Annotated in this window: 10 protein-coding genes; 2 read left to right on the top strand and 8 right to left on the bottom strand. The window is 60.1% G+C overall.

Features of this window, described 5'->3' with window-relative positions:
* Positions 1-44: 44 nt before the first annotated feature.
* The 8 genes from ACR0KM_RS19700 to ACR0KM_RS19665 all read right to left on the bottom strand — a co-directional run bounded on the left by ACR0KM_RS19700 (position 45) and on the right by ACR0KM_RS19665 (position 9,006).
* On the bottom strand, positions 45-1,256 hold the full coding sequence (locus ACR0KM_RS19700) for a saccharopine dehydrogenase family protein (protein ID WP_480861289.1): 1,212 nt from the start codon (positions 1,254-1,256) through the stop codon (positions 45-47).
* Between the two features lie 14 nt (positions 1,257-1,270).
* A complete protein-coding gene (speA, locus tag ACR0KM_RS19695) occupies positions 1,271-3,160 on the bottom strand; it encodes a biosynthetic arginine decarboxylase (protein WP_480861290.1) in 1,890 nt (629 codons plus the stop codon).
* A 101-nt stretch (positions 3,161-3,261) separates the two neighbouring features.
* Complete coding sequence (locus ACR0KM_RS19690) at positions 3,262-4,344, bottom strand: DUF1513 domain-containing protein (protein ID WP_480861291.1); 1,083 nt, start codon at positions 4,342-4,344, stop codon at positions 3,262-3,264.
* 5 nt (positions 4,345-4,349) lie between these two features.
* A complete protein-coding gene (locus ACR0KM_RS19685; RefSeq protein WP_480861292.1) occupies positions 4,350-5,360 on the bottom strand; it encodes an imelysin family protein in 1,011 nt (336 codons plus the stop codon).
* A gap of 1 nt (position 5,361) precedes the next feature.
* A complete protein-coding gene (locus ACR0KM_RS19680) occupies positions 5,362-6,924 on the bottom strand; it encodes a di-heme oxidoreductase family protein (RefSeq protein ID WP_480861293.1) in 1,563 nt (520 codons plus the stop codon).
* On the bottom strand, positions 6,884-7,369 hold the full coding sequence (gene bfr, locus ACR0KM_RS19675; RefSeq protein ID WP_480861294.1) for a bacterioferritin: 486 nt from the start codon (positions 7,367-7,369) through the stop codon (positions 6,884-6,886). Before bfr ends, ACR0KM_RS19680 begins: the two co-directional genes overlap by 41 nt.
* Positions 7,317-7,610, bottom strand: a complete 294-nt coding sequence (locus tag ACR0KM_RS19670; RefSeq protein ID WP_480861295.1) for a (2Fe-2S)-binding protein — start codon at positions 7,608-7,610, stop codon at positions 7,317-7,319. The genes bfr and ACR0KM_RS19670 overlap by 53 nt, the downstream gene beginning before the upstream one ends.
* 127 nt (positions 7,611-7,737) lie before the next feature.
* On the bottom strand, positions 7,738-9,006 hold the full coding sequence (locus ACR0KM_RS19665) for an imelysin family protein (RefSeq protein ID WP_480861296.1): 1,269 nt from the start codon (positions 9,004-9,006) through the stop codon (positions 7,738-7,740).
* A gap of 221 nt (positions 9,007-9,227) precedes the next feature.
* Here ACR0KM_RS19665 and ACR0KM_RS19660 point away from each other — a divergent pair, with 221 nt between their 5' ends.
* Both ACR0KM_RS19660 and ACR0KM_RS19655 read left to right on the top strand, forming a co-directional pair.
* Complete coding sequence (locus ACR0KM_RS19660; RefSeq protein ID WP_480861297.1) at positions 9,228-9,761, top strand: ZrgA family zinc uptake protein; 534 nt, start codon at positions 9,228-9,230, stop codon at positions 9,759-9,761.
* A 189-nt stretch (positions 9,762-9,950) separates the two neighbouring features.
* Positions 9,951-10,925 (top strand): LysR family transcriptional regulator, encoded by a 975-nt coding sequence (locus ACR0KM_RS19655; protein WP_480825243.1) that lies wholly within the window; start codon positions 9,951-9,953, stop codon positions 10,923-10,925.
* The last annotated feature ends 116 nt before the right edge of the window (positions 10,926-11,041 follow it).

The following is an 11,041-nucleotide window of genomic DNA, read 5'->3' as shown; positions in this document are numbered from 1 at the left end:
CCCCGGACCCCTCGGGATATTTTTAGCCAGATGAAGTTCCGGATCTAGAACTCGACCGGGCCGTCGAGTTCGTGGACCTGCCATGGCAGGCCGTGATTGTTCAGCATGTCCATGAAATCATCCGGGTCGAGCTGTTCCATATTCCAGACGCCGGGTTCACGCCAGTTGCCTTTGAGGACCTGTGCCGCGCCGATCATGGCGGGGACGCCGGTGGTGTAGCTGACGGCCTGAGAGCCGACTTCGGCGTAGCATTCTTCGTGGTCGCAGATGTTGTAAATGTAGAAAGTCTTCTCGCCCGAGCCGTCCTTGGCCTGACCCGTGGCGATATCGCCGATGCAGGCTTTGCCCTTGGTTTCCGCGCCCAGATCGCCGGGGTCGGGCAGCAGGGTTTTCAGGAACTGGATCGGGATGATTTCCTTGCCGTCATGCATCACCGGGTCGATGCGGGTCATGCCGACGTTTTCCAGCACTTTGGCGTGCATGATATAGGCGTCGCCGAAGGTCATCCAGAAGCGGGCGCGCTCGATCTCGGGGAAGTGGGTGCTGAGCGACTCCAGTTCCTCGTGGTACATCAGGTACATGTTCTTGGGGCCGATGGCCGGGAAGTCGAACTCGACCTTGTGGGTCATGGCCGGGCTATGCTGCCATGCGCCGTTTTCCCAGTGCCGCACCTCGGCCAGAACTTCGCGCAGGTTGATCTCGGGGTTGAAGTTGGTGGCGAATTCCTGATCGTTGCTGCCGCCATTGGCGTCCAGAACGTCGATCTGTCGGATTGTGTCCAGCTTGTGTTTCTTGAGCCATTTGGCAAACACGCTGGTCACGCCCGGATCAAAGCCCGAGCCGAGGATGGCGGTCAGGCCGGCCGCCTTGAACCGCTCCTGATAGGCCCATTGCCAGTGGTATTCGAACTTGGCTTCATCCTCGGGCTCATAATTCGCGGTGTCGAGGTAGTGGATGCCCGCTTCAAGGCACGCGTCCATCAATACCAGATCCTGATAGGGCAGGGCGAGGTTCACGAGGATCTCGGCGCCGGTTTCCTTGATCAGTTTGACCGTGTCTTCGACCTTGTAGGCGTCCAGCTCGGCGGTCTTGATTTCAACGCCAACGCGTTCTTTCACGGCTGCGGCGATGGCATCGCATTTCGATTTCGTGCGGCTGGCCAAAGTGATCTCGGTGAAGATGTCCGAGTTCATCGCCATCTTATGCACGGCTGCGTGGGATACGCCGCCCGCGCCGACAACCAGTGTTTCGCCCATGGTCTGTCTCCTTCTTATTCGTAATAGGTGTAGCCGTTGATGGAGTCGCGATAGGCGCCCATCAGGGTTTTGCGGTCTTTTGCCATCAAAGTACCGGTCGAGATCGCCTCGTCCACCATTTTGCGGAAGGCGGCGACGCAATCCTGCGGGTCGAACTCGACATATGACAGGACCTGGCTGATCGTGTCGCCCTCTTGTTCGTGAAGCAGATCGAACCCGCCATCGGCGCGCAGGTCGATGGTGACGACGTTGGTGTCGCCGAAGAGGTTGTGCAGATCGCCGAGTGTTTCCTGATAGGCACCGACAAAGAAGACGCCCATGAAGTATTCGTCATCCTCGGGCAGGGAATGCACCGGCAGGCTGGGCGAGACGCCATCGGCCAGAATGAAACGGTCGATCTTGCCATCGCTGTCGCAGGTGATGTCGGATAGCACCGCGCGGCGGTCGGGCGGGTCGTTCAGCCCTTGCAAGGGCACGATCGGGTGCAGCTGGTCGATGGCCCAGACATCGGGCAGGGATTGAAACAGCGAGAAGTTGCAGTGATAGATATCGGCCACTTTCTCAAGCTGATCGTCCACATCCGTGTCCAGTTCGTCACTGGCCGCCAGCGCCTTGAGGCGGGCCATCAGCGACAGGTAGATGCGTTCGGCCCGGGCCATCTGGCGCAAGTCCACGTATCCACGACGGAACAGGGCGCGCAGTTCATTGCGGTAGAAGGTGGCGTCGTTCCAGCATTCCTGCAGGCGGTCGCTGCTGAGGTATCCATGTACGGCAGCAAGGTCCGAGACCAGATGGTTGTCGTCGGGTTCTACATCCGGTGCGGTTGGTGCATCGTAAAGCGTGGTCTCCAGCACGTTGAAGACCAGCATCGATGAGGTCGCCACCACGGCGCGGCCGCTTTCGGTGACCAGCGTGGGGTGGGCGATCTCGGCCTCATCCATTGCATAGGCGACGGTTTCAACAACGTTGGCGCAGTATTCTTCGACCGTGTAGTTGATTGAGTTCTCAGCCGCTTTCTTCTCTCCCGTGTAGTCCACACCCATGCCGCCGCCGAGGTCCAGATGGGTCAGCGGCACGCCCTCGCGCGTCAGTTCGGTGTAGTAACGGCACGCCTCGCCAACAGCGCGGCGGACGTCGTTCACGTCCTGCACCTGGCTGCCCAGATGTGAGTGCTGTAGCTTGAGGCAATGCAACAGGCCCGCCGCTTTCAGCTTGTCCACCGTGGCGACCAGCTGGTCGGTGTTCATGCCGAAGGCAGACCGGTCGCCCGAGCTTTCTTCCCACTTGCCGCTGATCTGGTTGGTCAGTTTGACCCGCACGCCGATCAGGGGTTCGATGCCGAGTTCCTTGTAGACCTCGATCACCGTGTCGGCCTCTTTCGGGCTTTCCAGAACAATGACCGTATTGAAGCCGATCTTGCGGGACAGGATGGCCAGTTGGATGAACTCGGCATCTTTGACGCCGTTACAGACGATCAGTGCCTCGGAGGCCAGACGGTGGGCCAGCGCCACGACCAGTTCAGGTTTGGAGCCCGCTTCCAGCCCGTAATTGTATTTCTTGCCGAACTCGACGATCCGGTCCACGACCTGCGCTTGTTGGTTCACCTTGATCGGGAAAACACCCCGGTAAGAGCCTTTGTAGTTTGCCCGCGCGATGGCATCGCGGAAGCTTTCGTTTAGATGCGCGATCTCATGTTCCAGATAGGATGTGACCCGCAGAACCATCGGGGCTTTGATCCCCCGGTCATCCAGATCGGACAGGATGCCCGGCAGGCTGATCGCGGCGGCTTCGGGGTGCATGGGGTTCCGCAGACCGATCTCGCCCTGCTCTGTCACCTCGATGAGGCCTTTGCCCCATTTCTCAACCCCGTAGATGGAATGCGGTGCGTCGGGCGTGTGTTTCAATCACTCAGGTCCTTGACTAGTAGGTGCCGGTTTCGCGCCCGCCAATAAGCCAGCAGTTTGATTCGTCCAAGTGTAAACTATGTGACAGAGAATGCCGAGTTTCACACGAAACTTCGGATAGGGATCAGGTGGTTGTCCCATTGGCAGTCAGGCCGCGCGGTGACCTGGGGATGGCGGTTCAAAGTCCCGAACAGACCGGTGCCAGTCGAGAACACAAGCCCATCGTGGCCAGCGCCCAGACCACAGACATCCTGCAACGCGTATGCACCGGTCAGGCGCCCACTGGTGACATCGAACAGATGCAGCGCATTGCCCCGCGGGCAGGTGATTGCGACCGTCCGACCATTGGCAGCAAAGGCGATGCTACCAGCATAGCCCTGCAGGTTGCTCTGATGGATTTCAGGGGCTGATAGCAGGCGCGGAGTGTTACCCCGGCGGTGCAAACCCAGCAGCGGCGGGTGTTCGGTCAAGCTGCCCTGCCATTGCATGGCAAAGCCCACCAGCCCGTCAGCGCGCACGGACAGATGACGGATTGAGTTCTTGTGCAGACTGCGCGGCAGTTCCACCTGCTCGTGTATCATGCCCGACAGATCGGTATAGGTCAGGTTGGGCTGCATCACGGGCAGGTTCAGCTTGGTGCGACCCGTGTCGGGATGAGTTTCGATGCCTCCATTGGCGATGACCAGCGTTCGGCCATCCGGCATCAGGCGCATGTCATGGGGGCCAATCCCGCCCGAGGGGAACTCGCCCAGCCGGTCAAAGCTGTCGGCGTCCCAGATGCCGATGGCACCCTCGGCGGCGTCATAGTTGTTCTCGGTGGTGTAGAACCGGCTGCCGTCAGGTGAAAAGGTGCCGTGGCCGTAGAAATGGCGTCCAGTCGGGGCCTCCAGCCGTTCGATCGGCGCGCCCGAGGCGCAATCGATCACAAGCGCGAAGGTGCCCGGACGGCGGGCAAAGGCGACGGCTTGCGCTTTCAACGGATGCGCCGCGGCGGCATGTCCCCGTGCGGGCAGGGGCAGAGTGAACAGGATCGCGCCTTGCCCATCCAGACCGGCAAGCCTGTAAGACCCATCCGGGAACAGGCCTGCGGCCAGAAACGCGGGCGCACCGACTGCGGCCCAGCCTTTGACTGGCGCAAGGCTGGTCGCGGCAAGCCCGGCAAGGAAGTGGCGGCGCGAGGTCACGGGGCTCAGTCTCCGTCCAGTGAGTTGAAACCGGCGTTGATGCCGAGGGTCGGGCCCAGTCTCGTCGCGGTAATGGCGCGGATGTTGTCAATTGATTGCTGCAGGGCCTCGATGCGGATGCGGCCTTGCGGGTCAGCGACCCCGGCGAAGGCCGGATCGTCCAGCGTCTGTGCCCGGTCGATGGCTTTGGCAAAGGCTGCGTCCAGGTCCGAGGCAATCTCGGGGTGATCATTGGCCAACCGTATCGCTAGATCACGGAGCGAGATCAGCGACAGCTCAACATGGCGCAGAGACCTGTCCGACCGGCGTGCCTCGGCGCGGTTGGGTCGGGGGCGATCAAACGTGCCCAGCGGACGACCCAGTCGGGTTTCCGACGTAAATTGCAGGCCGGTGGTCAGCGCCTTGAACAGCTCCTGCATTGCTTCGTCGCCGGATCTATAGGGGCTGTCGCCACCCGGCTGTGTCAGGACAGTGGCGTAGTCCTGCCAGTCTGCGGCAATCGCATCGGCATTGCGGTCGATATCGGTTGCAATGGCGCGGATCAGGGCGCAGCGATAAGCGGCTTTGCCCTGCTCCACCATCGTCGGATCATACAGCATCCGTTCCAGCGCAAAGAACCCCCGCCCCGCGATAGAGGTTTCTGCAAAGGCTTGGGCGTCTTCGACCGCTGCATCCTCGGCGGCGATCAGGCCGGCCAGCGCTTTGGGCGTAAAGCCCTTGGTGTCGGGCCAGAAGGCGAGGGCAAAAGCACGATCATCCACCTCACTGGGGCCAAAGCGCAGATGACTGACCGTGATCCAATCGTCAAAGGCCGCGCCATAAGCGGTACGCAGCGCGGTCGAGTCGGGCGCGCAATCCGCCTGAGCCGCAGCCGACAGGGCAGCCGTTGCCTCGGTCAGGTTGGACAAGCGCGGCAGGATGTGGCTTTCGGCTACATCCATCAGGATCGGCACGCGATCCTGCGCGGCAGCGGCCAATGGCAGTAGCAGAGCGGCGACAACGGGAAGAAGGCGCATGTCAGAGGCTTTCCAGAAAGCGGATCAGGGCGTCGCGGTCGGTTTTTGGCATCGACACGACGGCATCGCGTGCGGGCTGCGCCTCGCCACCGTGCCACAGGATCGCTTCCAGTAATGACCGCGCCCGCCCGTCATGCAGGAACTGGGTGTGGCCCGAAACGCGTTCGGTCAGACCGATGCCCCACAGTGGCGGCGTGCGCCATTCGCGTCCCGTGGCGCGGGCCTCGGGGCGGTGATCGGCCAGACCCTCGCCCATGTCGTGCAAAAGCAGGTCGGTATAGGGCCAGATCAGCTGAAAACTGTGCTCGGGCCGGTCGGGCATCCGGTGGGTGACATAGGCAGGGGTATGGCACGACGCGCAGCCGGTGGTGTGAAACACCTCTTTTCCGCGCAGCACCTGCGGGTCATCCGTATCACGTCGTGCGGGCACACCCAGATTGCGGCTGTAAAAGGCCACAAGGTCCATGCCGATCTGATCGATCTCAAACCCGCGTGAATCATTGTCGCCATGCGGCGCGCCAAGGCACCTGACCTGCGCGTCCGTGCAATCGCCGTGGGGGGCCGGGAACAAGGGGCTGGAGATGCCGATATCCCCGGCAAAGGCTGCCGCCGATTGCTCCATCACCGTGGGCATCCCGCCCTTGTGTCCGAACCGGCCCATCATGGGCGCATCGAATTCGGTCGACCACACGATGTTGGGCCGCCCTGAGATACCGTCGCCATCCGTATCCTCAGGGTCGGCGTTGGCCAAAAGGTCCTCAACCGGGATTGCTTCGAGCAGCCCCAACCCGATCATCTGCGGCGCAACCCTCGGGCTGAGCATCGCCTCCGGGTGCAGCGGGCCATAGCCCAGATCGGCGGCTGTGTAGGTCGGTTTGCGCAGTGAGGCCGTCTCGCCATCGGACAAATCAACGGGGATTTCTGTGTAATGGATGTCGAGGCGATATTCAGCGGGGTGCCCGGCCAGCGCAAAGTCCTGCATCTGTCCGCCATAGGTCGGATCGGGCAGTGTAGCGATGTAATCCGCGATTTCGGCTGGCGCGTCCTGTGGCGCGCCGGGGATCGAGATCCGCAGAAACATTGATACCGCGTTGTCATCCGGCCCGTTCGGCGTGTGTCCGCGCCCGTCCTTGATATGGCAGCGCTGACAGGAGCGCGCATTGTACAGCGGCCCCAGCCCATCCGACGCCAGCGTCGAGGACGGAGACGAGACCCAGATTTTCTTGAACAGGCCATTGCCAACCTTAAAGTCCAACTCCTGCTCGAAGCTGATATTGGCCGAGGGTTGCGAGAATGCATCCGCATCGGTGCGCACCCGAACGGTGGCCGCGCCAGCCGACAAGTCTTCGAACCGCTGCGGCACGCTGAAATCCGACGGCGCGGCGGTGGCTGCGTCGATCCGGGCGCGCTCGGCCTGGGTTCTGGGCTGGGTTTTCAGGTGGAGGTCTTGCAGCTCGGGGGGTGCGATATCTGCGGCAAGGGAAGAGGTGGCCACTGATAGGGCCACCGATATGAGCGCGAGCTTACTCGCCCTCGTCCATCTTGGATGCGTTAAGTTGCGCATAATTGGCTTCGCCGATCCTTTCGTGCAGGTCGAGCTGCGTTTCCAGAAAGTCGATGTGCCCTTCTTCGTCGGTCATCAACTCTTCGAACAGCGCCATCGAGACATAGTCTCCGACGCTTTGACAGTATTCGCGCGCTTCCTTGTACAACGCCCGCGCGTCAATCTCGGCGGCCAGGTCGCATTCCAGCGTTTCCTTTGGGGTCTGCCCGATCCGCAGGGGGTCCAGCTTTTGCAGGTTCGGGTGCCCTTCAAGGAACAAAATCCGCTGAATCAACTTGTCTGCGTGCTGCATCTCTTCGATGCTTTCTTCGCGGCTTTTTGCAGCCATGCCGCTCAGGCCCCAGTCGTCCTGCAGGCGGTAGTGCAGCCAATACTGGCTGACCGCCGTCAGCTCATGCCGCAGGGATTTGTTGAGATATTCGATGACCTTGGGGTCGCCCTTCATGTGCTTTCTCCTGTGATACTGCGGTCCGTAATTTCCGCAGTTGCATGGGGACTTCCAGACTATCGCTGGATCGCATCGTGTCTAGGAAAAGCGGCATGCATCCGCCGCAATCCGCTGATTTTCCAAGCGCATGGTAAATCTTGCCCGGCGTGATGATGGCCTGCGGATCAGCCGAGCGCATCCAGTCGATCGCGGCGCGGATGTCGTGGTCCGAGATGTTGGTGCAGTGGCATATAATCATGGTGACTCAGCCTGCTTGATGATATCCTAGTTAAATAGTCAGTTAATTTGTGCGCGTCCGGTGTCCGAAAGCAATACCACGTGATCCGATGCCGGGCGCGTCTGCGAAACGCGCCCGGCCTGAGCGTTTAGTGGAATACCGCATCCGGGTTATCGAGGCTGTCGGAGCCTTCGAAATCGATCTGGTCCAGTTCCAGCCGGGTCACGATGCGTTCGATCGTTTTGGTCTGATCGATCAGGCCGTTGACACCTCCCATGATCAGCGCCTCGCCACCCGCATTGCCGCGTTCCAGCATCTGGTCATAGGCGAAACCTGCCTCGGCTGTTGATTTGATACGACCCAGCGCCCGCATGGTGTTGGCCAGCTTGGTCTTCATCTCGATATCCAGCGCCGGGTCAGTGGCGGTCACCAGATCCGACAGCGACGCGCCCGAGACCGGAGTGCCGTCGATGCGGGTGTAGCTGCCCAGATAGACGTTCTGGATACCCAGCCCATCATAGTAGTGGCTGTTGTGGGTATTGTCGGCAAAGCAATCATGCTCTTCCTCGGGGTCGTTCAGCATCAGGCCAAGGCGCATACGCTCACCAGCCTGTTCGCCATAGGACAAAGAGCCCATGCCGGTGAGGATGGCGCTGACACCGGCGGTCTCGTCGGCCGACAGGGCCGCGCGGGCGGCGCCCCCTGTGGCCCATTGGGCTGTCATCCATTCCAGATCCTGGATCAGCAGATCGGTGACAGCACTCAGATACTGTGCACGGCGGTCACAGTTCCCATTCGAGCACGCGTCGCCCTGAACATAGTCGGTATACGGGCGATTGCCTGCGCCGGGGCCGTGGCCATTGAGGTCCTGACCCCACAGAAGGAATTCGATGGCGTGATAACCGGTGGCTACGTTTGCTTCGATTCCGTCCGCCTCGTGCAGCGTCTCGGACAGCAGTTCGGGTGTGATCGCAGAGGCGTCGATGGTTTCGCCCGACAACTCGAAGCTGGGGTTGGCGATGACGTTCAGCACGGCAAGGTCGTTCTCGTCGCTCGGGCCGCCGTAGGATGCGTCCACATAATCGATCAGGCCTTCATCCAGCGGCCAAGCGTTTACCTTGCCCTCCCAATCATCCACGATGGCGTTGCCAAAGCGATAAACCTCGGTCTGCTGATAGGGCACGCGGGCGGCGACCCAGGCAGCGCGGGCGGCGTTCAGCGAGGCATCCGACGGAGCGGCGATCAAAGTGTTCACTGCAGTTTGCAGGGTTCTGGCGGCGATCAGGCTATCTTCGTATTTGGCTTCGGCGATGTTTGCATAGGTGCTTAGCACATCGGTCTTAGAGGGCGCTTCGGCGACGGCGGTGCTGGTAAGGCACAAGGTCAGTGCGCTGGTCGCGGCGAGGAATTTGGTCATGGGGTTTGGTCTTTCTAAAAAATCGGCTTTTCGCCTCGCAGGGTGGCGAAACGTGCAGGCAGATTCTTGATAGAATTAGTCAACAAAGTCAACCTGAGTTTTTTTGTCGGAAAACAGCGCCGAAACTGCCCCGCCATAAATGGTGGGTTCTGATAATCGTCTCACAGTTGCACGGTGCCGCAATTTTACTAAAATACACTGTGTTCTGAGTGGTGATTGGTATGACTCGCGCGGCTGTCGTCTTGTTTTTTTCTTGTATCGCGCTGATGTCTCAGGCGGCTCATTCATCCAGTGCCAACCAGAATGATGGTGGACGTCTGGACCTGACGTTTTCAGAAACCGGGATGACACTGGCGCTGGACGTGCCGGGCAGCGATATCGTGGGATTTGAGGAACCGGCCGATAGCGACAAGGATCGGGCGCGTGTCGCGGATGCGATTTCGGATCTTGCAGATCCTTTGACCTTGTTTGAGTTCCCGCCAGAGGCAGGATGCATGACTGCTTCGGCCAATGTTGCATTGGTGGGCGATGCGTTTGGTCAGGACGAAAGCGCGGGTCAGGCTGCATCGAATAACAATGCGTTCAATGCCGATTACGTTTTGCAATGCGAAGACATCGCGGCGGTTGAGACGATTCGGTTTGCCTATTTCGAACGTTTCGCCGACGCAAGGCTGCTGGCTGTTCGACTATCATCGAGCAGCGGTAGTCAGGATGTATTGGTGCGCCGCGAAACGCCGGTGCTTGTGTTGCCCTAGGCGATCGTAGCTGGATACGGGTGAGGGGACACGAAACCTCACGAATCCGACAACATGGCAAAAGACGATTGCCTGTCGCGCGCTGGGCGGGCAGGCTTCGGTGGCACACCTGACGGCAGGTGCCGTTGCCCTTTCGCATGGCGCGCTATGGTGCCCGCATGTGCAGAAAGCTGATTTGAGCCTCGAGACATGAACCTTCGCGATCTACACTATGTCATTGCCGTGGCCGAGCATCAGAACTTCACACGAGCATCGCAGGCGGTGGCGGTCAGTCAGCCGGCGCTGTCGAACCAGATCAAAAAGCTTGAGGCAGAGCTTGGGGTTGCGATCTTTGATCGGGGCAAGGACGGTGTTCAGCTGACGCCCTTCGGTCAGGAGCTTGTGACCCAAGCCAAACAGGTGATCGAGATTGTCGATGGGATCGGCGATCTTGCACGTCGCCATCAGACGTCCGAACTGCCACCGATACGCCTTGGCATGACACCAACACTGGCAGCCTACCTGTCCCATTACTTTCGGGCGCTGTTTGCGCAGGCGGTTCCCGATCGCAAGATCATCATCGTCGAGGAATATCCCGTTGCGCTGGCCAAGATGGTCGAGGATCGCTCGGTCGACATGGCGTTTATCGCGCGCAAAAGCTTTGATCAGATTTACCGGGGCTCGACCCGCCCGATGGATTTCACGTCGCTCTGGTTAGAGCCGCTGTATCTGGGGGTTCGAAAAGGTCATCCGCTGAGTAGCAAACGCAGCATCTGGGCGCATGAAGTTCCCGCAGATCAGCTGATCCGGTTCCCGATATCCTTCGGTTATGATCTGGAACAAGACTTGCCAGAGGCCTCGGACACCGTGGCTGAAGAAACCGGGATTGACGTGACGACCGCCCGGTTCGAAACGGTCTGCCGGTATGTGGCGCAAAGCGATGCCTGCACCATGGTCAATGCCATTGCCGCCGAGCAGTTCAAACGCGACGGGTTTGGACTGACTTTTCTGCCGTTCGATGACAAGGGCAATATGCGCGAATTGGGGGCCCTGACACGACCCCAATATCCCAATCCTGAGATTATCGAGGCGATGAGCAGGCAAATCCATCTTGATCCGCCGCATGGCACTGTTGCGTCGCGAAACGCGAATCTGGTCAAACGACCAATCCCGTCCAACAGCTGATGCGTCCCGCGCGGCTGATCGGATATGGAAATCACCGCTGCCGAACATCACATAGCCCAACTAATTCGTGAATTCATGTCACCGAATAAATGCTCGGTTACAGTCTTTGCGATCTA

The organism is Ruegeria sp. G10 (assembly GCF_056533645.1).
The sequence above is the reverse complement of the archived record's forward strand: the minus strand, read 5'-3'. Positions and strand labels throughout refer to the sequence as shown.

Coding starts and splice junctions, on each gene's coding strand:
- ACR0KM_RS19700 (WP_480861289.1), bottom strand. CDS start 1,256: ATGGGCGAAACACTGGTTGTCGGCGCGGGCGGCGTATCCCACGCAGCC.
- bfr (WP_480861294.1), bottom strand. CDS start 7,369: ATGAAGGGCGACCCCAAGGTCATCGAATATCTCAACAAATCCCTGCGG.
- ACR0KM_RS19670 (WP_480861295.1), bottom strand. CDS start 7,610: ATGATTATATGCCACTGCACCAACATCTCGGACCACGACATCCGCGCC.
- ACR0KM_RS19655 (WP_480825243.1), top strand. CDS start 9,951: ATGAACCTTCGCGATCTACACTATGTCATTGCCGTGGCCGAGCATCAG.
- ACR0KM_RS19660 (WP_480861297.1), top strand. CDS start 9,228: ATGACTCGCGCGGCTGTCGTCTTGTTTTTTTCTTGTATCGCGCTGATG.
- ACR0KM_RS19665 (WP_480861296.1), bottom strand. CDS start 9,006: ATGACCAAATTCCTCGCCGCGACCAGCGCACTGACCTTGTGCCTTACC.
- ACR0KM_RS19680 (WP_480861293.1), bottom strand. CDS start 6,924: ATGCGCAACTTAACGCATCCAAGATGGACGAGGGCGAGTAAGCTCGCG.
- ACR0KM_RS19685 (WP_480861292.1), bottom strand. CDS start 5,360: ATGCGCCTTCTTCCCGTTGTCGCCGCTCTGCTACTGCCATTGGCCGCT.